The following is a 20900-nucleotide window of genomic DNA, read 5'->3' on the forward strand; positions in this document are numbered from 1 at the left end:
CAATCAGCCAAGTTCGAGCGTGGTAACGCCGAAGACGCGATCGAGCGGCATTTCCGGCGCTTGGCCGCGATACATGCGCGTCGTCTCGAAGACAGGCGACAGCCCGATGTCTTCGGCAAGTCTGACCGCATCGATATTGTCGACGGGCACGTCCAGATAGACAGCCGCCCCCTTTGCTTCCGTTGCCAGCCTTGCAATCAGCGCCAGCGCTGTTTCCGGCTTGTTGGCAAAGAGCGGGCCGATCTTGAAACCGTGAAAGCAGCGCCGGATGGTGCCATAGCCTCGAACGCGGCTGCCCCCTCCGACGATGAAGGATTTCCGTCTTTCCGGCGCGCCGCACCAGGCCTGGATGAAGGAATGGCGCAGGCCAGGAAAAATGCCCGCATCGTAGCGCATCAGCCCGTCAAGCTTCCCATGCGTTACGGGCGCAACCTGCGAGGCCAAATCTCCTACATCCGGGATTTTGGCAATCCCACCATAGCGTACCGTCCGATAGGCGGCCTTGAAATCGTGCCGTTCATAATAGCTTTTTTGCGCGTCGACACCGTCCAATCCGACGGTGCGATTGCCGGCAAGCTTCATGCCTCTGTCCCACAGCTGTTTGCCGTAGCCCTTCCCGCGAAATTCCGGGTGAAGCATGTAAAGGCCGAGAAAAGCAAAGCGCTCGCCATAGCGAACCACGGATATGCAGCCAACCGGCACCTCTCCGATCGCGCCCACGAGGAACCCCGAAGGGTCAGCCTCCCAGAACGCCGGCGCGTCGTCGACACCGGGATTCCATCCCTCTTGCCGGGCCCACTCCAGAGCAAGTTCCAGTTCCCCGGCCCGCATTGTACGCACGGCAAAAGTCGGCTTCATGCAATAGTCCCGAACCACCTATTGTGTCATCGTTTCGGACGAAACGAGCGCCCCCAATTCATCATGCGGCAACATGATGGCAATCACAAGCGATCGCCATGATACGCTTAAAGTACAAAGGCTTCGTTTAACTTGCGATGCAGGTATCGCCCAATAAAGCCATAGCAACGCAAACCGTGTTTTATGACAGTTCTGTCGCAATTCCTTCCGTGGCAGCATCGGATATAGGCGGCACCGGAGATCGTGTGTATAAGCGCAGGCGATCGCCAATGTCGGCACCGCGCCTCGGCGCAGGAACCGGCGCCAGCAAGAGGCCAGCGAACGGCCAATAAAAGGATTGAAATTTCATGCGCATCACGATGATCGGCTCGGGATATGTAGGGCTCGTGTCCGGCGTCTGTTTTGCCGATTTCGGCCATGACGTCATCTGCGTCGACAAGGACGCAAGCAAGATCGAAGCGCTGCAGCGCGGCGAAATACCGATCTTTGAACCCGGGTTGGAAAGCCTCGTGGCCGACAATGTTCGCGCCGGACGCCTGTCCTTCACGACGAATGTCGAAACCAGCGTTGCCGATAGCGATGTCGTTTTCATCGCGGTCGGCACGCCCTCGCGCCGCGGCGACGGACATGCGGATCTCTCTTATGTCTATGCCGCCGCGCGCGAAATCGCCGAGCACGTCAAAGACTTTACCGTCATCGTCACGAAATCGACCGTGCCCGTCGGCACAGGCGACGAGGTCGAGCGCATCGTCCGTGAAACCAATCCGCAGGCCGATGTCGCGGTGGTGTCCAATCCGGAATTTCTGCGCGAAGGCGCTGCCATCGAGGATTTCAAGCGTCCGGACCGTATCGTCATCGGCCTGAACGACGAGCGCGCCCGCGGCGTCATGACCGAAGTCTATCGCCCGCTGTATCTCAATCAGGCCCCGCTGCTCTTCACCTCGCGCCGCACGTCGGAACTGATCAAATACGCGGCCAACGCCTTCCTCGCCATGAAGATCACCTTCATCAACGAGATGGCGGATCTCTGCGAAAAGGTTGGCGCCAATGTGCAGGAAGTCTCGCGCGGCATTGGGCTTGACGGCCGCATCGGCTCGAAATTCCTGCATGCCGGCCCGGGCTACGGCGGCTCGTGCTTTCCCAAGGATACGCTGGCCCTGGCAAAGACCGCACAGGATTTCGACACGCCCGTGCGCCTGATCGAAACCACCATCTCCGTCAACGACAACCGCAAGCGCGCGATGGGCCGCAAGGTCATCGCAGCCATGGGCGGCGATATCAGGGGCAAGACCATCGCTGTGCTCGGACTGACCTTCAAGCCGAACACGGACGACATGCGTGACAGCCCGGCGATCTCGGTTATACAGACGCTGCAGGACGCAGGCGCAACGATAACGGGCTACGATCCCGAAGGCATGAACAATGCCCGTCTGGTGATCGACGGGATTTCCTATGCCGAGGATGCCTACGGCGCGGCGCGTAACGCCGATGCGCTGGTGATCGTCACCGAATGGAACCAGTTCCGGGCTCTGGATTTCGCACGGCTCAAATCCGTTATGAAATCTCCCGTGCTTGTGGACCTTCGCAATATTTATCGCCATGACGAGGTCACAAAGCACGGCTTTGCCTATACCAGTGTCGGCAGACCGATGAACGGCGCTGAACTCTAGAATGTCTACGCATTTCCGGACGTAAAACCGCTTCGCACTTTTCCTGGAAATGCTTCAAGCAAAGGCCGATCAATGCGTTATCTTATCACCGGCACCGCCGGCTTCATTGGATTCCATCTCGCAAAGCGCTTGCTCGACGAAGGACATTTCGTCGTCGGCTTCGACGGCATGACGCCCTATTACGACGTCAAGCTCAAGGAGAAGCGAACAGCCATTCTCGCACGCTCCAACGGCTTCAAGGCCGTCGTCGGCATGCTTGAGGATAAGGCGGCCCTCGATCATGCGGCAGAACTGGCCGAGCCGGATGTGATCGTTCACCTCGCTGCCCAGGCCGGCGTGCGCTACAGCCTTGAAAATCCACGTTCCTACGTCGATTCAAATCTCGTCGGTTCGTTCAACATCCTCGAACTGGCGAGAAATCTGCAGCCCAAGCACCTGTTGCTGGCCTCAACCTCGTCCGTCTACGGCGCCAACGAAAAGATCCCCTTTGCCGAAAGCGACAAGGCCGACGAGCAGATGACGATCTATGCGGCGACGAAGAAGAGCATGGAGCTGATGGCGCACAGCTACGCCCATCTCTTCAACATACCCACAACCGCCTTCCGCTTCTTCACGGTCTACGGCCCATGGGGTCGCCCGGATATGGCGTTGTTCAAATTCGTCGATGCCATCCGCAACGACAGACCGATCGAAATCTACGGCGAAGGCAAGATGAGCCGCGATTTCACTTATATCGACGATCTTGTCGAAGGCATCGTGCGGCTGATCGGTGTCGTACCCTCGGAGGACAACAGGGTTGTGTCCGAGACGGTCATCGACACGCTGTCGAAGAACGCCCCCTTCCGCGTCGTCAATGTCGGTGGCGGTCAGCCGGTGGGATTGATGACCTTCGTCGAGACCATCGAGACCATGCTCGGCAAGAAGGCCATCCGACATATGCTGCCGATGCAGCCCGGCGATGTGCACAACACCTATGCCGTGCCGGATCTTCTTGTGGCCCTGACCGGCTTCAAGCCGCACATCGAGGTCGACGAAGGCGTGCGTCGCTTCGTCGAGTGGTATCAGGAAAACTATTGAAAAACCCGGCTGGAACGGCTCAGTTTTCACAGAAACGCCGAACCGTTCCAGCTCCTTGTTTCCAAGCAATTCCGGATGGAAAAACCGCTTCGCACTTTTCCGGGAATTGCTTTAGCCGGCCGGGTGATAGGCCCGGTCGAAATAGATTAGCCCCTGCCCGCCATCGCGGCGGCTGATGGCATCGACTTCGCAGAAGAGAATATCGTGCGTACCGCCATCGGCCTGGCGCACGATGCGGCAATCGAACGAAACCAGCGCATCCTCTAGCACCGGTGAGCCGGTGGACAGTTCCGACCACCCAGCCGCAGCAAACCGTTCGGCAACCGGCGTCTTGCCGCCGAAAAGGCGCGAGAGATCCTGATGCGTTTCCGCCAGGACGTTGACACAGAGCACGCCATTCTCCGTCACGGCAGGATGGACCGAAGCACCGCGATTGAGACAGACAAGCAGGGTCGGAGGGCTGTCAGTGACGCTGCACACGGCCGTTGCGGCAAAGCCTGCAAGGCCTGCCGGGCCGTTCGTCGTGACGATGTTCACAGCCGCTGCCATGCGCGCCATGGCATTGCGAAACTCGGCTCGCACCGTATCGGGATCGGCGACGGGCACCGCCTTCTCCATCGCCACGGATGTCTTCATGTTCATTCCCATTATCCCCAAAACTCGCGCCGGACGACCAAGCCTATCGAGTCGAGATCCTTATCTCAAGCAAAGGCGTTTCACCAAAGTCGCCAACCCTGAGCAATTAATTTTCTATAAAATCTATCAACAATAGGAAAACCAGTCGCTCCGTGGAACGTTTCGGGTATTTGCACCTATTCGCCAGGCAAAACGCCGATGCACGTTCGTAAGACAATAGCCTTTCTTCCACACCGGGCGCCATGCCTCTCAGGTCTTGGTCGAAATCAAAAGGAACATCGGTCGTTCGCGCTCGATCACCCACTCCGGATGCAGGGCCAGATCTTCATCTGTCGGAGACCACTCTTCGACATGCGCTATGGTGAAACCCGATTTCACCAGCAGATTGAGCGTCGTGCCCATGGTGCGATGCTGCTTGACGACGCCTTCGGCAAGCCAGTTCGTCAGCCGTTTTCCCTCGATCTGATAATCGCTCAGCGGCCAGATCTTGCCGCCGTCGGCATCGTCAAGCCATTCCGGCTGCCGTGGAGCCATATAGATCGGGTGCTCGATCGAAAAAATCAGTCTGCCACCGGGTTTCAACGCCCGGCGTATAGTCGCCAAAAGCCCGGCGAAATCCTCGATATAGTGGAACGCCAGAGAACTATAAATCAGATCGAAGCCCGCGGCCGGTAGCTGAAGCCGCTCCAGATCTGCCGTGTCATAGCGAATGCGGCTGTCCTTGTTCTCCTGACGAGCACGCTCGAGCATCTTGTCCGACACGTCGAGCCCAAGCACCCCGGAAGCCCCCTGCTCCGCCGCCCAGCGGCAGAACCATCCAAAGCCACAGCCGAGATCAACGACATCGAGCCCCTGAAGATCGGGCAAAAGCGCGCGGATCGCCGGCCACTCTGCTGCTCCGGCCAATCCCTGAACCGACCGCTGTAGGCGGCTATAGCCCTCAAAGAAGCCGGGATCATCGTAGATATTCTGAGTCATGACAGTCTCTCATTCTCCCGGCGGACAACGATTAAGCGCACCGGAGCATTGCGCCTGGCCTTGCTGCATAAACGCAAACAGAGCCAGTAAAGATGCATGGAAAAGAAGGCGAAGACGGCACCCATAGACCTGATATCGACGGGACGGCGTCATCTGTGATGCTGCGAGCAGCCGTCACATAATCTTTGCGGCGGTCACCTCGACCTCCACAAGAAACTCCGCCCGCGTAAATCCACCGACGATCAGCAGTGTGGAGGCGGGTTTCGGATCCTGGATATATCGGTCGCGCACGGCCATGTAGGCGGGGAAATCCTCACGTGTTGTAACGAAGCCGGCGATGCGGATGACATCGGCGAAACCCATGCCGGCTTCATCCAGAATGGCGCCGATCGCCTGGAAACATAGCTCCGCCTGCGCCGTGACATCGGCCGGGATTCGGTCGTCGAGACCGATGCCAAGCTGACCCGACGTGACCAGCAAACTGGCACCCGGCGGCACCAGCAATCCGTGATTGTAATTACCGAAGGGACGGCGAACGGACGGCGGATTGAATATCTTCTTCATCGATATCGACTCCTCGTGATCGAAGCGATTTCAACATTTTGAGACCAGCGCGACAAGCCGTTCATTGCGCTCTTGCGGAAGTAACCACCCGATTTCGCCGAACCTCGAGCAGGATATGGCCGAAAAGTGCGGCCAGCACGATAGGGCCGCCGATCAAGGTCGCCGTCGAGGGGCGCTCGGCAAAAACCATCCAGACCCAGAGCGGCGTCAGGGGCACTTCGAGCGCGGTCAGCAACGCGGCATCCGACGCCGGCACCAGTCGCGAACCGAATGTGTAGAGGCTGAGGCCCATGGCATTCTGAACGATGCCGAAGGCGATGATCAGCCCAAGATCCTGACCGGAAATCGACAGCGGCGACGCAAACCAGAAAGTCACAAACGAGCACAGCCAGGCAGACAAGGCCATGGCCGGCAGCATCGGCACATTGCGATGCTGGCGCATGACGACGGCAAGACCGGCGACCGTTATAGTCATGATCGCGGCCAACCCCTTACCGAGCCAGCTGCCGCCGTCGCTCGAATGGCCCGACAGCATGACGAGCACGCCGATGAAGGCGATGCCGCTCGCAATCAGCGTGCGCATGTTCGGGCGCTCGCCGATAAAGAGGAAGGCGACGCCTGCCGTGACGAACGGCACGGTCGCATAGATCACCATCGCGTCGGCAACCGACGTATAATAGATCGAACCGATACCGCTGATCATCGAAGCCGTGGAAAAAACCGTCGCCGCCAGCGAAGGACCGCCCATGGAGCGCAGAATCCGAAAAGCCTTGCGACGCTCGATGTAGAAAAATAGCGCGAATACACCGAGGCCGGAGACGATGCCGCGGCAGAAAAGAATGGTCATGAGGTCGGCATGGATCGCCCGCACGAAGAGGCCGGAGGTCGACCACGCCAGCGCCGAAAGCGCGACATAAGTGACGCCCAGCCTGTATTGTTGCTGTTCCGCCAGCGTAACCATCTCACCCCTCGCCCAGTTGTGGCTGATGCATAGCGAGCGGCCTTCATTGTCACAAGCAAAGCCTGCGCCGCAGCATGTCGCGGATGCCGGAAGATGACGAGGGTTGCAGGAAGGTCACGCTGGATCCCGTCAGTTAAGCCGCAGATCGCCACGTTGTGACAGGTAAGGCCGGAACCATATTCATCTTGCAGATATTCTCCATCGAATTACGGTTCGCACGGTTTCGCTTGAAGGAGAATCAATTGGGTCTGCTGTCGGCCATCTTGTTCGCATGCGGCTGCGTCAGCCTCGTCGACGGCCCTTTATGGCCGCCGGCTACGACCTATGTCGACACAACGGTTCAATGCAGCGCAAGCAGCGATCCCGCCCGTTGCCAGCATACGCGCGATACCTGGAAAGCCGAATATGAGGAAGCCATTGCCGGTGGCTACCGAGCGCAAAAGCATGTTGCGCTCTGCATGAGCACCGGTTGTGATTCAGCAATCCAGGCCGATAAAATGCTTGGCTGCGCCTGGCGCATGGTCATCGCCGACACGAGGCATGCCGGAGCCGAAAACTCCGATGCAACCAATCTCAACCGCTTCTGCGGCGCCGATTATCTCGATCAGAACGGAAAACTTGCGGCTGCGTCGCAAGCCAAGGCGATGGCGCGCCTGATCGGCAAATAACCGGCCGCAAAAGCCCAAGGGCTGCATGCGGCCGGTCACCATTCGTACTTATGCGTATTGCGCAAGAAATGTGCGGATCGCCTCGATCTCGTTGGGACGAATATCGTGGCCACCTGCATGCCAGTCGAGCTTCACATCGACATTCTGCCGCGCGTAGTAATCGGCCAGCGCCCTGGTCAACGAGACAGGTGCAATCGGATCGCGTTCGCCTGCCGTGATCAGCACACGCTTTCCTTCCAACCGTGAATTATCCTTCGGCTGGAACGGGATCAGCGGATGCATCAGCACGGCCGCATCGAACAGATCGCCATGCTCGATCAGAACATTGGCAAGGATGTTCGCGCCGTTCGAGAAGCCGAGCCCGATAATCTGCGATGCACTATGTTGCGCCGCCAGCTCCGAGACATAGGCGGCCATCTTATCCGTCGCGCGGGCAAGATCGGCTATGTCATAGACACCCTCACCCGTCCGGCGAAAGAAGCGCGCCGCGCCATATTCCGAAACATCGCCGCGTGGCGAGACGATGGTGGCATCCGGCAGCAGGCGGGTCGCGAAGTCGAAGAACTGGTTCTCGTCCCCGCCTGTTCCGTGAAACGTGAAGAACACGGGCTTTCCGGGTGCACCGGCCTTCAGCCGGTGCACATAGGTCGTATCGGTCATGATATCTCTCCTCGATTAGCCTTCCAGCGGTTCGAGATGCTGCTCGATCAGCCCGCGCAGATGCGCATGCTGTTCAGGCAGCTTCAGCGCTTCACCGAGATGAGCCGTATCCTCGTCACGGTCGAAGCCGGGTTCATTGGTGGCGATTTCGAACAACACGCCGCCCGGCGTGCGGAAGTAGATCGCCCAAAAGTAATCGCGGTCGATGACCGGTGTGACCTGATAGCCCGTGTCCATCAACGCCTTGCGCACTTCGAGCTGCTTTGCGCGGTCCTCGACGGCAAAGGCGACATGGTGGACGGAGCCGGCACCCGGAAGCGCGCGGTTGATGTTCGGCATGGTTTCGAGGTCGACATAATCGGCACCGTTGCCGCCGGGAATGGCAAGCCGCTTGACGCCTTCATGCGTATCGACAACCTCATATCCCATGTACTTCAGGAGTTCGGCCGTAGCGCCTTCGTCCCTCAGCCGCATGGCAACGGAGTGGAAGCCTCTGATGGCATGCTCGGCGTCGACGCCGTTATGGGTCCAGGGCGCACGAGCATCGTCCTTGACCTCGACAAGCGCGAAGCCGTCGCCATCCGGACCAGCGAAATGCAGGCGCTTCTGGCCGAAGGATTCGTCGGCCTTCAGGCCTTCGATACCGCGCTGGCCGAGCCGCTCGGTCCAATAGCCGATGGAACCTTCCGGAACGGAGTAGACCGTGTTGCCGACTTCGCCGGTGCCGGGACGACCGCGTGCCATCTTCGGGAACGGGAAATAGGTCATGATCGTGCCGGGAGTGCCGATCTCATCACCATAATAGAGGTGATAGACATCGGGGGCATCGAAATTCACCGTCTTCTTGACGCGGCGCAGGCCGAGCGTATCCGTGAAGAACTTGTTGTTGGTGCGGGCATCTTCCGCCATCGAGGTAACGTGGTGAAGCCCTTTGATCTGGTTAAGCATCTCTCTAACCCCTTTGCTCGCCTGCACCGGCAGGCGTTTCTGATGGGCAGAAGATGGTCTCAGAGGCGGCGTTCCGATAGCCCCGAATAGCCAAACGGATTGTCTTCAAATAGTGAACGATAATTTCTTATCGTTCACCGATAGAGGCCGTCGCTCGCATCTCTTGATTTCAAATCTCAGTGGCCTTAAATTACTCTAGACAGTCTAGCCAGGGAGAGATTTTGATGAATTGGCCATTGCAGGATGCAAAGAACCAGTTTTCAAAGGTAGTGCAGAAAGCACGTAGTGAGGGACCGCAGATCGTCACCCTACGCGGCGAACGCGCGGCCGTCGTCCTTTCTGCCGAAGACTACGATGCTCTGCTGGCAGGCAGACCAAGTCTTGCCGATGATCTACTAGCCGGACCGGCTTGGGACGACGAAATGGCTGATACCGTATCGAAGCGAGACAAGACGCCAAGTCGGGATGTCATTTTCTGATGTATCTGGTCGACACAAACGTTATCTCGGAAATTCGGCGCGGCAATTCCCAAGCGATTTCATGGCTGCGCTCGATCGAGCCTTCGACTGTCTATCTAAGCGTCATCACGCTTGGAGAGATCATGCGCGGGATTGCGCTGAAGCGGAAATCCGACCCACGCGCCGCGGCGCATCTGGAAGAATGGCTGCGCAAGATCCGACACGATCATGGTAATCGCATCCTTCCCATTACCGATCAGATTGCCGTCGAATGGGGACGTATCGCTGCGCAGCGCCCGCGCGGCGATGCCGATGGGCTCATCGCGGCAACAGCGATCGTTCACGACTTCATCGTCGTTACCCGCAACGTCGGCGATTTCGACGACACCGGCGCTTCAGTCATCAACCCCTGGAACCAGGCGCCCTACTGAGCCTCAGGATTGCTCGGCAACGCCCAGTCGATAGGCTCCCGACCGTGCTCTGCTAAATAGGCATTGGCCTTGGAAAAATGCCGGCAGCCAAGGAAGCCGTTATGAGCCGAGAGTGGCGACGGGTGCACGGATTTCAACACAAGATGGCGTTCCGTATCGACGAAGGCGGCCTTCTTCTGCGCATAAGACCCCCAGAGCATGAAGACGACGCCATCGCATTCGTCGTTGACCCTGCGGATGACGGCGTCGGTGAAACGCTCCCAGCCCTTACCCTGATGCGAAGCGGCTTGCGACTCTTCGACGGTCAGCACGCTGTTGAGCAGCAACACGCCCTGCTTCGCCCAGCTTTCCAGAAAGCCGTGACGCGCCGGCGGAATACCGAGATCCGCTTCCAGTTCCTTGTAGATATTGACCAGGGACGGCGGGATGCGCACGCCGGGGCGAACGCTGAAACATAGCCCATGCGCCTGCCCGAAGCCGTGATAGGGATCCTGCCCGAGAATGACGACCTGCACCTCATCGAGAGGGGTCAGGTCCAGCGCGCGGAAATATTCGCTGCCACGAGGGAAGATCACCTTGCCGCGGTGCTTTTCCTCCACGAGGAAGGATTTGAGCTGCTGCATGTACGGTTCTTCGAACTCTTCCGACAGCGCCTCTTTCCAGCTTTCTTCCAGCTTGATGCCCGCTTCCGCCATCGTCTTTCGCCTCCGTTGTTGTCAGCATGTCGATTGAGGGAGAAATCCGCGGCAAGTCAAGGAAGTGGCTGGCATCGCGACGGCAAGATCACAGTTTTCGGGAAACGCGAGAGCAAGCTTCCAAGCTTGTCTCGTAAATAGTGCGACGGCAGAAGAAAAGCACGCAAACGTTGACAAAGCGGTTCGCTTCGGCCAATGACAGCCATCCCAATTTTTCCGACCGGTGTCTCATGCTTCCCTTGCATTCCCTTGGCGAGCGCATCGTTGTGCTCGGCCCTTCCAATGCTGGCAAGTCAACCCTAGCGGTTGCGCTGTCCCAAAAACTTGGCTTTCCAGCGATCCATCTCGATCAGCTTCATCATCTGCCCCATACGGATTGGAAGCAGCGCCCCGAACCCGAATTTGCCGCTCTTCATGATGCGGCAATTCTCGGTGAACAATGGATCATGGAAGGCAATTACACACGCCTGATGCCGCAGCGCTTCGCCCGAGCCACCGGCGCCATCCTCATCAACTCACATCATTGGCTGCGCTTCGCCCGCTATCTCAAGCGCACGCTCATCAACAGTGCGAACCGCGCGGGACATCTCGAAGGCGCCAAGGACAGCATCAAATGGGAGATGATTCACTGGATCCTGGTGAAGACCCGCAACAGCGGCGTCAAATACTCCAAAATCCTCCGGGAATCCGGCTTGCCGACGGTAGAATGCCATACGGCGGAGGCTCTCAATGGCCTTTATCAGGCCTGGGATTTGCCGAACCGGCGATAGAGCCTTTTCGCGATTCGAAGAAAAGCAGAAGCGATGCAGCGTTTCTCGGCCTCCGATCTGTAGCAGGAGTAGACGAGAAACGCCTGTCATCAATCATTGTCTGCAGAAAGATCTTGTCCCGAGACAAGGCCGGTGGAAACCACGGTCTCGAAATACTCGACCTTCAATTCGAATGAGCGCAGAAGCTTCTGCGTACTCGGCTTCACCACCGCATCATCGAAATCGCCTTTGCCGAAATGGCCCGCAGAGGCCATATCGGCCCAAAAGCTCATAACTACCAGCTCATTGCTCTCGCTTCGCACCTTGCGGGCGAGGGTCGCTCCAAGGTGGCCGGGCAGTTGCGCCATTTCCACAAAAGTCGTCGTCTCAAGATGCCTGGCATAGGCTGCCAATACTTCGTCAGAGCCGGCAACGGCCCGCCAGGAACGAATGATCATTTTTACTCCCTATCTCAAGACCATATCCAAAGGCCTGATCGATTACCCTTTTTCCGCTTCACGCCTTGATCCGCGCCATCTGCGGATCGTAGAGCGGCTGCAGCGATACTCGGCAAGGCACTCGGCTCTGCGCGACATCCAGCTCGTAGCGGCCGGACAGCACGAAGTCCTCGGTAACGCCATTGGGATCACGGACATAGCCATAGCCGATGGCTTTGCCGATGGTGTAGCCATAACCGCCGCTCGACAGCCAGCCAACACGCTGGCCGTCGCGATAGATCGTCTCACGACCAAGGAGCACGATCTCGGGATCGTCGGGCACGAAGCATGCGAGCATCTTCTTCACGCCGGAGGCCAGTTGCCGCTCGATCGCCTCGCGGCCGCGAAAGGCGATGTCTTTCTTCGTCTTCACCGCCCAGGCAAGCCCGGCTTCGACCGGCGTATGATCCGGCCCGATATCCGAACCCCAGGCGCGATAGCCCTTCTCCAGGCGGCAGCTTTCGATAGCGCGATAGCCGGCATTGATAAGCCCGTGCTCGCGCCCGGCGGCCATAAGCACGTCATAGACGGTGGCGGCATATTCCACCGGCACATGCAGCTCATAGCCGAGCTCACCGACATAGGTGATGCGCAGCGCCCTGACGGGGCAGCCGGCGATGCCGATGGTCTTCACCTTGCCAAAGCCAAAGGCGGAATTCGAAACATCGGCTGAGGTCACGGCCTGCAAGATCGCGCGCGCCTTCGGTCCCATCAACGACAGCACGGAATAGGCGGAGGTGACATCCACCAATTCCGCATGCATCTCGGGCGGAATATTCCGGGCGATCCAGTCGAAGTCATGCGTGGCGAAGCCAGTACCCGTGGTGATGTAGAATTCGTTTTCGGCGATGCGCGCCACGGTAACATCGCATTCGATGCCGCCGCGGTCATTCAGCATCTGGGTATAGGTCAATGCGCCGACCGGCTTTGCCACATCATTGGCGGCAATCCAGGACATCGCCGCCTCGGCATCCCTGCCCTTCAATAGGAATTTGGCGAAGGAGGTCTGGTCGAAGATCACAGCCGCCTCACGCACCGCCTTGTGCTCACGGCCGACGGCATCGAACCAGTTCTGGCGGCCATAGGTATAGACGTCCTTCGGCTCCTCGCCGGCGAAGAGATCGGCAAACCAATTCGGCCGCTCCCAGCCGAGCTTTTCGCCGAAGCAGGCGCCCTGCGCCTTCAACCGATCGTAAAGCGGCGACTTGCGGCAGGGACGTCCACTGGAATGCTCCTCGAACGGCCATGCCATGGTGTAATGCTTGCCATAGGCCTCCAGCGTGCGGGTGCGCACCCAGTCGGTATCGAAATGCGGACGGCCGAAGCGCCTGATATCGACGGGCCAGAGGTCGTAGGGCGGCTCGCCCTTGACGACCCATTCGGCGAGCGCCATGCCGGCCCCGCCGGCGGAGGCGATACCGAAGGCATTGAAGCCGGCGCCGACGAAGAAATTCTTCAGTTCCGGCGCCTCGCCGAGAATGAAATTGCCGTCGGGCGTAAAGCTCTCCGGGCCGCAAAGCAGCTGCTTGACGCCAGCCGTCTGCAGCGCCGGCACGCGCACCAGCGCCTGTTCCATGATCTGCTCAAAATGATCGAAATTGCTGTCGAGCAGCGTATAGTGAAAATCCCTCGGGATCCCATCGAGCGCCCAGGGGATGGGATTGGGCTCATAGCCGCCCATGACCAGCCCGCCGACCTCTTCCTTGTAATAGGTCAGCCGGTCGGGATCGCGCAGCGTTGGCAGGTTGGAGGGCACGCCGAAGGACTCGGTGATGAGATATTGATGCTCGACCGAGACGAGCGGGACATTGACGCCGAAGCGACCGGCGAAGGTGCGCGTCCATTGCCCGGCGCAAACGACGACGCGCTCGCATTCGATACGGCCCTTCTCAGTGATGACGGCGCGAATACGGCCCTTGTCGATCTCCAGATCGAGAACTTCGGTATCCTCGAAGATCGACACGCCGCTCATACGCGCGCCCTTGGCGAGCGCCTGAGTGATATCGGAAGGATTGGCCTGCCCGTCTGTCGGCAGGAAGGCGGCACCGACGAGGTCGTCGACATTCATCAATGGCCAGAGATCGAAGGCCTCCTTTGGCGTCAGAAGATGCATCTGCAAGCCGAAGGACTGTGCCGTCGTCGCCTGCCGCTTCACCTCTGTCCAGCGCTCCTCGTTGCAGGCGAGACGCAGCCCGCCATTCATCTTCCAGCCGGTGGCGAGCCCCGTCTCGGCCTCGAGCTTCTTGTAGAGATCGACGGAATAGCCGAGCATCTGCGTGATGTTGGCGCTGGTGCGCAGCTGGCCGACAAGGCCGGCCGCATGGAACGTCGTGCCCGAGGTCAGCTTCTTGCGCTCCAGCAGCACGGTATCGGTAAAGCCGAGCTTGCCGAGATGATAGGCGGTCGAGCAGCCGATGATGCCGCCGCCGATGACGACGGTCTTTGCTGTAGCAGGCAGGTCCTTCATCACATCACCTCAAGAATTGCGAAAATCCTGCCAGGCGCTCTCGAAGCGCCGCAGATTTTCAGCTGTATAGGAAGAATAATCGAATTCGATGTCGGAATGGATTTCTGACACCATGCTCCACATCGTCTCGCGCAGCAGCGAAGCGCATTTCATCGCCTGATATCGCCGCCGCAGGTCGTCGCTGACACCAGCCTCAAAATAGGCCTCCAACATCGCTTCTTCCCGCGCCTCGGAGAATGCATTGTTGGAAGCAAGGCCGCCGAGATCGAAAAGCGGCGTGTTGAAGCCGGCATAATCCCAATCGATCAGCCAAAGCCGCTTGCCGTCATCGAGGAAATTCGCCGCCAGCAGATCGTTGTGGCCGAAGGCGATCTCGAAAGGACCGGCTTCGCGCTCCAGCTGCTCGGAGATGTCCAGAAAGGAAGCAAGCAGCAGTTTGTGCCGGCTATCCCAGAGATCGAGCGCCGCGGCATAATCCCTCACGACATGAAAGACCCAGAAGATCGTCGCCGGCCCTCGGAAATACCTGGCGACATCGCGATGGCATGAGCGAATGAGCGAAACGATCCTCTCCATGAACGAGGAATGGCTGACATCCTCGGCGGAAAGTGGCTTCGCATCGATATAGTCGAGCACCAATATGCCGGGCTCGTGATGGATGACGGCCGGCGAAAGGCCTGCGGCGTGCGCCGCCCTGCTAGCCGCCACTTCATTGACGCGGCTGATGTGATGAACGGGAATATCCTCGCCCAGCCGCACGACGAAACGTCTACCACCATCGCCAACCAGATAGTTGCGATTGGTGATGCCGCCGACAAGTGGGGCGATCTCGATCGGGCCACGCCAGATACTGAGAGAATGGATCCTGTCTTCCGCCGTCGCAGTCATTCCCCCTCCGGCACCACTGCTGAGCATCCCTGGAGAAGGAAAAGTTCCTCACAAACGCGAAAGTGTCAAGATCACCCCACAAAATGAAACGTTCATTTGGCTTTTTGTTGGATTTTATGGAAAACCCACAAACGGATGAGCTATGGATATTGGAAAGACAGCGCTTCACGGTAGGTAAGATTTATCTTAAAAAACTCCGGCATGGACGCAACCGGATCGAGCCTCTGCGCGTTGACGCCCCTGCCGGCGACAGGGTCACCATTTCGGACGCCATGCAAATTTGGGATCAATACCCTCAATAGGATCGGAAACCATGTCGGGCATATCCCAGCCACTTCACTCCAATCATCGCGAGCGAGAGATTCTGGAAGAGCTGCGTTTGGCCGGAGGCGCGAGCCGCATCCAGTTCCTGGCAGAACGCCTTGGCGTTTCCGAAGAGACCATTCGCCGCAATATCCGCAGCCTTGAAGCCAATGGGCTGGTCACCAAGGTGCATGGCGGCGTCCACATCAAGGACTCGATGATCGAGCCGCCGCTGCATCTTCGCATGAACGAAAATGCTGAGGCCAAGCGCATGATCGCCGCCTCGGTCGCCGCCATGATCGAGGATGGCGACACGCTTTTCCTCGATGTCGGCTCCACAACCGCTTTCATCGCCGTGGCGCTGCAAAAACACCAGAACCTCTTCGTCGTTACCAATGCTCTATCGGTCGCCCACGCGCTCGCCACCCGCAACGGAAACCGCGTCTTCTTTGCCGGCGGCGAGCTGCGCGGCCATGATGGCGGTGCGTTCGGCATGGAGGCGGCGAATTTCCTCCGTCGCTTTCACATCCGTCATGCCATCCTCTCGGTCGGCGCCATCAACGCCAGCTCCGGCTTCATGCTGCATGATCTGGAGGAAGCAGAATATTCCCGGGAGGCCGCCAGCCGCGCCGAAAATTGCATCATCGTTGCCGACAGCGCCAAGTTCGGCCGCAGCGCCCCGATCGTGCTCAATGAGCCCGCAAGCTTCGACACGTTGGTCACCGACGATGCGCCTCCATCAGACGTTCGCGCCATGCTTGAACGCAACGACATCGAACTCGTCATCGCCAACAGGCAGCGGGGCGAGCGGCGCTAGGGCTTAGCCCTTGCACATCGCCTCAAGTGTCTGGGCGGCCTTGCTCGCATGGCGCTCCTTGTGGCGCAGCAGCCGGAAGCTGCGGGCGGGCAGACCGAATGTTGCCTGGATCAGTAGGCCCTGCCCCAAATAGGCCATGGCCGCAGCGCTGGAAATGGCCGCAGCGCTCTGTCCGGCGCAGACGGCTGAGAGCACGGCCTCATTCGACGGCATGACGATCGCCACATCGAGATCTCGAGGCGAAGCGCCAAGCTTTTCGATCGCATTCTCGAATTCCGAGCGCGTGCCGGATCCCTCTTCCCGCATCACCCAGGAACTGCTCGCAACGAGGTCGTTGGCAGTCAGTGACCGTCCGTCCGCCCAGGGATGGCTCGGCGGCACGACGATGACGAGCGCATCCTGCGCCACGACCGTCATCTTCAGCGCCGGGGCATCGACCTCGCCCTCGATGAAGCCCAGTTCGGCAGCCCCCTCGATGACGGCTTCCGTGACGGTGCGGGTGTTGCCGATCGTCAAATCCAGCTCGATGCCGGGATAATCGCGATGGAACTGCATCAGCAGCGGCGGCAGCCAGTAACTGGCGATGGTCTGGCTGGCGTAGAGGCTAAGTCGGCCGCGCTGCAGTCCGCCCAGTTCGGACAACATCAGTTCGGCAGAACGCACGCGCGCAAGCGTTGCCTTGGCTTCGCCGAGAAACGAGCGTCCGGTCTCCGTCAACTCGATCCGCCTGCCAACGCGGTGAAAAAGCTCCACCCCATAATAGGCCTCGAGGTTCTTGATCGCGGAGCTGACGGCAGAGGGCGTCAGATGAATGGCTTCCGCTGCATTGGTGAGATGTTCTCGTTCGGCGACGGCGACGAAAATGAGGAGCTGCTCGAAGGTCATGGGAAATCATTCTAATTTATCGAACGAAACATAGGATAATATTCGATGGATGTCGACATCGACAGATGAGACTTTGCGTTCGTCAGCAAATCATAAAAGACGAACGGCAGCACGACATGTCCCTGGTTCAACGTACGAACAAGATCCTCCCTGGTCTGGCGCTCACTTGCGCCGTCGCGATCGCAGCTTATGCCGGCGAGCATGTCGAGGTCAGCCTTCTAGGCGGCCGCTGGATCGAAAGCCTGGTGCTTGCCATCGCCCTCGGGATCGCGGTCTGCACGCTCAAGCCGCTAAAACCGACGATGAAACCGGGCATCGATTTCAGCGCCAAGTTCCTGTTGGAGATTGCCATCGTTCTTCTCGGCGCCTCTATAAGCCTTTCGGCGATCCGTGGCGCCGGCGTCTGGCTGATCGCAGGCATCGCCATCGTCGTCGTGCTTTCGATTGCAGCGACCTATCTTATGGGACGACTGCTCGGCCTGCCGCCGAAGCTCGCAACTCTGATCGCCTGCGGCAACTCGATCTGCGGCAATTCCGCCATCGTTGCCGTCGCGCCGGTGATCGAGGCAGATTCACAAGAGATCGCGGCAGCGCTTGCTTTCACCGCCGTGCTGGGCATCGCCGCCGTCTTCCTGCTGCCGTTCCTCTATTTCCAGTTCGGCATGAGCGTCTCGCAATACGGAACGCTTGCCGGTTTGACCGTCTATGCGGTCCCGCAAGTGCTTGCCGCGACCGCCCCTGTCGGCCTTCTGGCCGTACAGACCGGCACGCTCGTCAAGCTTGTCCGCGTCCTGATGCTCGGACCCGTCATCTTCCTGCTCGGTATCCTCACCAAGGTCGAGACGACGGACGCAAATGGACGCAGCGGCCATCATCACTCGCTGGTCCCCTGGTTCATCTGCGGCTTCCTCGGGCTGATGGCAATGCGTTCGTTCGGCCTTATTCCGGAAAGCCTCATCGCGCCGATGCAAGCGGTTTCGAGCATCCTGACCGTTATCGCCATGGCAGCATTGGGATTGTCGGTGAATATTCGCTCGGTTGCCCATGCCGGTGGCCGCGTCATTGCCGCCGCCACGATGTCGCTGCTGATGCTCGGTGTCATCAGCTACGGTTTGATCGCCGCTTTGCAGATCCAGTAACGCGCCCGACGCTTGCTGCCACGGATCGGCCCCGGCTCTGAGCCTGGGCCGATTTCAGCTGTGCAGCGATCTCGCCCTCCGGCGATGGATAGCCGATGGCATAACCCTGCAGTTCGTCGCAGCCGACCTCGGCCAGAATACGCGCGTGCTCCTCGGTCTCCACGCCCTCCGCGATTACCTCGACATTCAAGGCGCGAGCGATGTCGACGATAGAGGCAACGAGGCGGCGCTGCTCTTCTGATACCGTAACGGCCGTCACAAGCTGCCGATCGATCTTAAGTCGTTTCGGCTTCAGTTTGACGAGACCGATCAGAGAGGCGTGACCCGAGCCGAAATCGTCGATCTCGATATCGATACCCATCTCCTTGATGGCGGCAATATTGGCGAGAACCCTGTCGTCGGGATCGTCAAGGAAGATGGTTTCCACCAGTTCGAAGGCAATCACGCGACGCGGAATTCTCAATGCGCGCAATCCCTCGATCAAATCGGGATCGGCAAGGCGGCGGCCGGAAATATTCACCGCGATACGCGGCGGCGCGAGACCCTGTGAAACCCAGGCGGCACGATCGGCAAGCGCACGCCTCAGAACGGCTGCATCGATCTCGGCAGTGAGCCCATATTCCTCGGCCACCTTGAGAAACGCCGCCGGGTTGAGCAGCCCCTTGTCCGGATGTCGCCAGCGCGCCAGCGCCTCGAGCCCCACGATGCAGCGGCTGCGAGCATCCACCTGAATCTGATAGAATGGCTCGATCTGCCGCAGGACAGGCGCCAATCGCAACTGATCGGCCAGGCGACGCTCGGCATGCAGATCGGCCTGTAGCTCCGGCGTGAAAAACTCGACGCGATTTCGTCCGAGTTTCTTGGCCTGGAAAAGCGCGATATCGGATTCGGCAAGCAGATTGCCGGCACTGGAGCTTGGGCTGAAAGCAACGCCGATGGACGCACCGATCCGCAGCATCTCGTTGCCGAAACGCACTTCGCGGCGCAATCGCGAGAGAATGTCTTCCGCTATGGTTTGCAGCTTCTCGTCACTGCCGACATTGAACAATACGGTCACGAACTCGTCGCCGCCGACACGCGAGACGATGTCGTTGGCGGTGATCGCCGCGGAAATGCGCGCGGCCGCACTCTGCAGCGTCGCATCTCCGGCAGCATGCCCCCATTTGTCGTTGATCTCTTTGAAGCCGTCGAGATCGATATGCAGCACGGCGAGGGTTTCGACCGAAGGGTCCTTGCGCAATTCAGCAAGCCGCCGGTCGAGATAGCGTCGATTGGGAAGGCCCGTCAGATAGTCATGATCGGCAGCATATTCTATGCGGGCGCGGCTTTGCTCCAGCGCCACGGCGCGCGCCTCGGCAATCGCCTTCTGGCTGATCAGTTCGCGGTTCAGCAGGACATCGGCGGTGACATCCCACTCGGCGCCGATGAAAGAAGGCGAACCGTCGAGATCTTCGTAGAAATGCGCCCGCGAGCGGAGATAGCGCACCTCCTTGTTGGGAAGAATGATGCGAAATTGCGAGTTATAGAAGCTCCGGCTGTCGAGAGCGGCCTGAAAATCCTTGCCGGCTCTTTCGAGATCTTCGGGATGCAAGGCATTCATCCAGACATCGGATGGCACCTTCCGATCGCTCATGCCGGTTCCGTAGAGCTTGTGCATCTGCGGATCCCACAACAACTCCGCCTCATTGACGTTATGTTGCCAGACCCCGATTTGGGACGCATCCAGCGCCAGCTCCAACCTTCTCAAAAGGTCCTGGAACTCCTCCTCCGTCCGCCCTGATGCCGCCTCTGCCAAAGAGTTCCACCCCCTTAGGAAATTGGAGAGATTACACGGTTGTAGTCCACTATACTTGCACTAGTCCCTTTCGCGAACTTTAATGGCGGCGCAAGCTCCGCCATTTGGTAGCAACTTCCTCGAATTTTACTCGCACCTGCGACCCGTCAGTGGTTATGCCTGGGTGGCGTAGCGGCGATATTGCGGAACTGTTCGGCGCCATCGAGGACGGCACCATCGGAGAGCTGCGTGACCGAGCGGCGATAGATGCGCTGCCACGGCGTCGCATCCGGCGGCACGGCGGGAATGCCGTCGCCCTTGCGCCGCGCGATCTCCGCCTCCTCCACCAGCATGTCGCAGCGGCCCTGGTTGAAATCGATGCGGATGATGTCCCCGGTTCGAAGCCAGGCAAGCCCACCGCCCGCCGCACTCTCGGGCGAGGCATTGAGGATCGAAGGGCTGTCGGCGGTGCCGGACTGACGCCCGTCGCCGATCGTCGGCAGGCTGCGAATGCCGCGCTTTAAGAGCGCATCCGGCGGCTGCATGTTGACGACCTCGGCGGACCCCGGCCAGCCGATCGGCCCGGCCCCGCGAATGACAAGGATGGTGCGCTCGTCGATCCCAAGCTCGGGATCGTTGATGCGCTTGTGATAATCCTCCGAGCCGTCGAACACCACGGCCCTGCCCTCGAACACGCCTTCGTGGCCCGGCTCCTGCAGGTAGCGTCTGCGGAACTCCTCCGACACGACGCTCATCTTCATGATCGCGAAATCGAAC

At 59.3% G+C, this 20900-nt stretch carries 23 protein-coding genes; 9 read left to right on the forward strand and 14 right to left on the reverse strand.

Annotated elements, in window-relative coordinates:
* Positions 1 to 3: 3 nt before the first annotated feature.
* Positions 4 to 858 carry a GNAT family N-acetyltransferase gene (locus HGP17_RS09020; protein ID WP_168807958.1) on the reverse strand — a complete coding sequence of 285 codons (855 nt, stop codon included), beginning with the start codon at positions 856 to 858 and terminating at the stop codon, positions 4 to 6.
* 347 nt (positions 859 to 1205) lie between these two features.
* Here HGP17_RS09020 and HGP17_RS09025 point away from each other — a divergent pair, with 347 nt between their 5' ends.
* Together HGP17_RS09025 and HGP17_RS09030 are read left to right on the forward strand one after the other, a co-directional pair.
* A complete protein-coding gene (locus HGP17_RS09025) occupies positions 1206 to 2528 on the forward strand; it encodes a UDP-glucose/GDP-mannose dehydrogenase family protein (RefSeq protein WP_168807960.1) in 1323 nt (440 codons plus the stop codon).
* A 72-nt stretch (positions 2529 to 2600) separates the two neighbouring features.
* Positions 2601 to 3605 carry an NAD-dependent epimerase gene (locus tag HGP17_RS09030; RefSeq protein WP_168807961.1) on the forward strand — a complete coding sequence of 335 codons (1005 nt, stop codon included), beginning with the start codon at positions 2601 to 2603 and terminating at the stop codon, positions 3603 to 3605.
* 111 nt (positions 3606 to 3716) lie between these two features.
* Here the strand turns inward: HGP17_RS09030 and rutF are convergent, their stop codons facing one another.
* The 4 genes from rutF to HGP17_RS09050 all read right to left on the reverse strand — a co-directional run bounded on the left by rutF (position 3717) and on the right by HGP17_RS09050 (position 6744).
* Positions 3717 to 4223 carry an NADH-dependent FMN reductase RutF gene (gene rutF, locus HGP17_RS09035; RefSeq protein ID WP_168808162.1) on the reverse strand — a complete coding sequence of 169 codons (507 nt, stop codon included), beginning with the start codon at positions 4221 to 4223 and terminating at the stop codon, positions 3717 to 3719.
* 267 nt (positions 4224 to 4490) lie between these two features.
* Entirely contained in the window at positions 4491 to 5219 is a 729-nt protein-coding gene (locus HGP17_RS09040; protein WP_168807963.1) for a methyltransferase domain-containing protein, read from the reverse strand.
* 174 nt (positions 5220 to 5393) lie between these two features.
* Complete coding sequence (locus HGP17_RS09045) at positions 5394 to 5783, reverse strand: RidA family protein (RefSeq protein WP_168807965.1); 390 nt, start codon at positions 5781 to 5783, stop codon at positions 5394 to 5396.
* 61 nt (positions 5784 to 5844) lie between these two features.
* The gene (locus HGP17_RS09050) at positions 5845 to 6744 is read right to left on the reverse strand and encodes a DMT family transporter (RefSeq protein ID WP_168807967.1); all 900 of its coding nucleotides are present in this window, start codon (positions 6742 to 6744) and stop codon (positions 5845 to 5847) included.
* Between the two features lie 242 nt (positions 6745 to 6986).
* On the opposite strand from HGP17_RS09050, the gene HGP17_RS09055 reads away from it, so the two are divergent.
* The gene (locus HGP17_RS09055; protein WP_168807969.1) at positions 6987 to 7412 is read left to right on the forward strand and encodes a hypothetical protein; all 426 of its coding nucleotides are present in this window, start codon (positions 6987 to 6989) and stop codon (positions 7410 to 7412) included.
* A gap of 48 nt (positions 7413 to 7460) precedes the next feature.
* On the opposite strand, the gene HGP17_RS09060 is transcribed toward HGP17_RS09055, so the two are convergent.
* Both HGP17_RS09060 and HGP17_RS09065 read right to left on the reverse strand, forming a co-directional pair.
* A complete protein-coding gene (locus HGP17_RS09060) occupies positions 7461 to 8072 on the reverse strand; it encodes an alpha/beta hydrolase (RefSeq protein ID WP_168807971.1) in 612 nt (203 codons plus the stop codon).
* A gap of 15 nt (positions 8073 to 8087) precedes the next feature.
* Entirely contained in the window at positions 8088 to 9020 is a 933-nt protein-coding gene (locus tag HGP17_RS09065) for a VOC family protein (protein WP_168807973.1), read from the reverse strand.
* Positions 9021 to 9244: 224 nt separating this feature from the next.
* Between HGP17_RS09065 and HGP17_RS09070 the strand changes: the two genes are divergently transcribed.
* Together HGP17_RS09070 and HGP17_RS09075 are read left to right on the forward strand one after the other, a co-directional pair.
* Positions 9245 to 9499, forward strand: coding sequence for a type II toxin-antitoxin system Phd/YefM family antitoxin (locus HGP17_RS09070; RefSeq protein WP_168807975.1), 255 nt, complete (start codon positions 9245 to 9247; stop codon positions 9497 to 9499).
* Positions 9499 to 9909: a type II toxin-antitoxin system VapC family toxin gene (locus HGP17_RS09075; protein WP_168807977.1), complete on the forward strand. Its 411-nt coding sequence runs from the start codon at positions 9499 to 9501 to the stop codon at positions 9907 to 9909. The genes HGP17_RS09070 and HGP17_RS09075 overlap by 1 nt, the downstream gene beginning before the upstream one ends.
* On the opposite strand, the gene ung is transcribed toward HGP17_RS09075, so the two are convergent.
* A complete protein-coding gene (ung, locus tag HGP17_RS09080) occupies positions 9903 to 10604 on the reverse strand; it encodes a uracil-DNA glycosylase (protein WP_168807979.1) in 702 nt (233 codons plus the stop codon). The genes HGP17_RS09075 and ung overlap by 7 nt on opposite strands.
* Before the next feature lie 170 nt (positions 10605 to 10774).
* On the opposite strand from ung, the gene HGP17_RS09085 reads away from it, so the two are divergent.
* Positions 10775 to 11374: an AAA family ATPase gene (locus HGP17_RS09085; protein WP_246703964.1), complete on the forward strand. Its 600-nt coding sequence runs from the start codon at positions 10775 to 10777 to the stop codon at positions 11372 to 11374.
* An 89-nt stretch (positions 11375 to 11463) separates the two neighbouring features.
* On the opposite strand, the gene HGP17_RS09090 is transcribed toward HGP17_RS09085, so the two are convergent.
* Genes HGP17_RS09090 through HGP17_RS09100 form a run of 3 tightly spaced genes read right to left on the reverse strand, consistent with a single transcriptional unit; the run spans position 11464 to position 15205 of the window.
* The gene (locus HGP17_RS09090) at positions 11464 to 11811 is read right to left on the reverse strand and encodes an antibiotic biosynthesis monooxygenase (protein ID WP_168807981.1); all 348 of its coding nucleotides are present in this window, start codon (positions 11809 to 11811) and stop codon (positions 11464 to 11466) included.
* 58 nt (positions 11812 to 11869) lie between these two features.
* On the reverse strand, positions 11870 to 14320 hold the full coding sequence (locus tag HGP17_RS09095; RefSeq protein ID WP_348648896.1) for an FAD-dependent oxidoreductase: 2451 nt from the start codon (positions 14318 to 14320) through the stop codon (positions 11870 to 11872).
* A gap of 6 nt (positions 14321 to 14326) precedes the next feature.
* Positions 14327 to 15205 carry a choline kinase family protein gene (locus HGP17_RS09100; protein ID WP_168807985.1) on the reverse strand — a complete coding sequence of 293 codons (879 nt, stop codon included), beginning with the start codon at positions 15203 to 15205 and terminating at the stop codon, positions 14327 to 14329.
* Positions 15206 to 15288: 83 nt separating this feature from the next.
* On the opposite strand from HGP17_RS09100, the gene HGP17_RS09105 reads away from it, so the two are divergent.
* Both HGP17_RS09105 and HGP17_RS09110 read left to right on the forward strand, forming a co-directional pair.
* Positions 15289 to 15507, forward strand: a complete 219-nt coding sequence (locus HGP17_RS09105; protein ID WP_168807987.1) for a hypothetical protein — start codon at positions 15289 to 15291, stop codon at positions 15505 to 15507.
* An 11-nt stretch (positions 15508 to 15518) separates the two neighbouring features.
* Entirely contained in the window at positions 15519 to 16325 is an 807-nt protein-coding gene (locus HGP17_RS09110) for a DeoR/GlpR family DNA-binding transcription regulator (RefSeq protein ID WP_168807989.1), read from the forward strand.
* A 3-nt stretch (positions 16326 to 16328) separates the two neighbouring features.
* Here HGP17_RS09110 and HGP17_RS09115 read toward each other — a convergent pair whose 3' ends face one another.
* Entirely contained in the window at positions 16329 to 17210 is an 882-nt protein-coding gene (locus tag HGP17_RS09115; protein WP_168807991.1) for a LysR substrate-binding domain-containing protein, read from the reverse strand.
* Between the two features lie 116 nt (positions 17211 to 17326).
* Between HGP17_RS09115 and HGP17_RS09120 the strand changes: the two genes are divergently transcribed.
* Complete coding sequence (locus HGP17_RS09120; protein ID WP_168807993.1) at positions 17327 to 18349, forward strand: YeiH family protein; 1023 nt, start codon at positions 17327 to 17329, stop codon at positions 18347 to 18349.
* Here the strand turns inward: HGP17_RS09120 and HGP17_RS09125 are convergent.
* Both HGP17_RS09125 and HGP17_RS09130 read right to left on the reverse strand, forming a co-directional pair.
* Positions 18312 to 20144, reverse strand: coding sequence for a GGDEF domain-containing phosphodiesterase (locus HGP17_RS09125; protein ID WP_168807996.1), 1833 nt, complete (start codon positions 20142 to 20144; stop codon positions 18312 to 18314). The genes HGP17_RS09120 and HGP17_RS09125 overlap by 38 nt on opposite strands.
* 146 nt (positions 20145 to 20290) lie before the next feature.
* Positions 20291 to 20900: dihydroxy-acid dehydratase (locus tag HGP17_RS09130; protein WP_205925812.1), on the reverse strand; the 610-nt coding region annotated here is incomplete at its 5' end.

Origin of the sequence: Rhizobium sp. P38BS-XIX (genome assembly GCF_012641435.1) — a bacterium.
Classification (GTDB): domain Bacteria; phylum Pseudomonadota; class Alphaproteobacteria; order Rhizobiales; family Rhizobiaceae; genus Rhizobium.

What these genes read in the sequence shown, in the direction of transcription:
- HGP17_RS09020 (WP_168807958.1), bottom strand. Translation starts at nt 858, where the DNA reads ATGAAGCCGACTTTTGCCGTGCGTACAATGCGGGCCGGGGAACTGGAA.
- HGP17_RS09025 (WP_168807960.1), top strand. Translation starts at nt 1,206, where the DNA reads ATGCGCATCACGATGATCGGCTCGGGATATGTAGGGCTCGTGTCCGGC.
- HGP17_RS09030 (WP_168807961.1), top strand. Translation starts at nt 2,601, where the DNA reads ATGCGTTATCTTATCACCGGCACCGCCGGCTTCATTGGATTCCATCTC.
- rutF (WP_168808162.1), bottom strand. Translation starts at nt 4,223, where the DNA reads ATGGAGAAGGCGGTGCCCGTCGCCGATCCCGATACGGTGCGAGCCGAG.
- HGP17_RS09040 (WP_168807963.1), bottom strand. Translation starts at nt 5,219, where the DNA reads ATGACTCAGAATATCTACGATGATCCCGGCTTCTTTGAGGGCTATAGC.
- HGP17_RS09045 (WP_168807965.1), bottom strand. Translation starts at nt 5,783, where the DNA reads ATGAAGAAGATATTCAATCCGCCGTCCGTTCGCCGTCCCTTCGGTAAT.
- HGP17_RS09050 (WP_168807967.1), bottom strand. Translation starts at nt 6,744, where the DNA reads ATGGTTACGCTGGCGGAACAGCAACAATACAGGCTGGGCGTCACTTAT.
- HGP17_RS09060 (WP_168807971.1), bottom strand. Translation starts at nt 8,072, where the DNA reads ATGACCGATACGACCTATGTGCACCGGCTGAAGGCCGGTGCACCCGGA.
- HGP17_RS09065 (WP_168807973.1), bottom strand. Translation starts at nt 9,020, where the DNA reads ATGCTTAACCAGATCAAAGGGCTTCACCACGTTACCTCGATGGCGGAA.
- HGP17_RS09070 (WP_168807975.1), top strand. Translation starts at nt 9,245, where the DNA reads ATGAATTGGCCATTGCAGGATGCAAAGAACCAGTTTTCAAAGGTAGTG.
- HGP17_RS09075 (WP_168807977.1), top strand. Translation starts at nt 9,499, where the DNA reads ATGTATCTGGTCGACACAAACGTTATCTCGGAAATTCGGCGCGGCAAT.
- ung (WP_168807979.1), bottom strand. Translation starts at nt 10,604, where the DNA reads ATGGCGGAAGCGGGCATCAAGCTGGAAGAAAGCTGGAAAGAGGCGCTG.
- HGP17_RS09090 (WP_168807981.1), bottom strand. Translation starts at nt 11,811, where the DNA reads ATGATCATTCGTTCCTGGCGGGCCGTTGCCGGCTCTGACGAAGTATTG.
- HGP17_RS09100 (WP_168807985.1), bottom strand. Translation starts at nt 15,205, where the DNA reads ATGACTGCGACGGCGGAAGACAGGATCCATTCTCTCAGTATCTGGCGT.
- HGP17_RS09105 (WP_168807987.1), top strand. Translation starts at nt 15,289, where the DNA reads ATGAAACGTTCATTTGGCTTTTTGTTGGATTTTATGGAAAACCCACAA.
- HGP17_RS09110 (WP_168807989.1), top strand. Translation starts at nt 15,519, where the DNA reads ATGTCGGGCATATCCCAGCCACTTCACTCCAATCATCGCGAGCGAGAG.
- HGP17_RS09115 (WP_168807991.1), bottom strand. Translation starts at nt 17,210, where the DNA reads ATGACCTTCGAGCAGCTCCTCATTTTCGTCGCCGTCGCCGAACGAGAA.
- HGP17_RS09120 (WP_168807993.1), top strand. Translation starts at nt 17,327, where the DNA reads ATGTCCCTGGTTCAACGTACGAACAAGATCCTCCCTGGTCTGGCGCTC.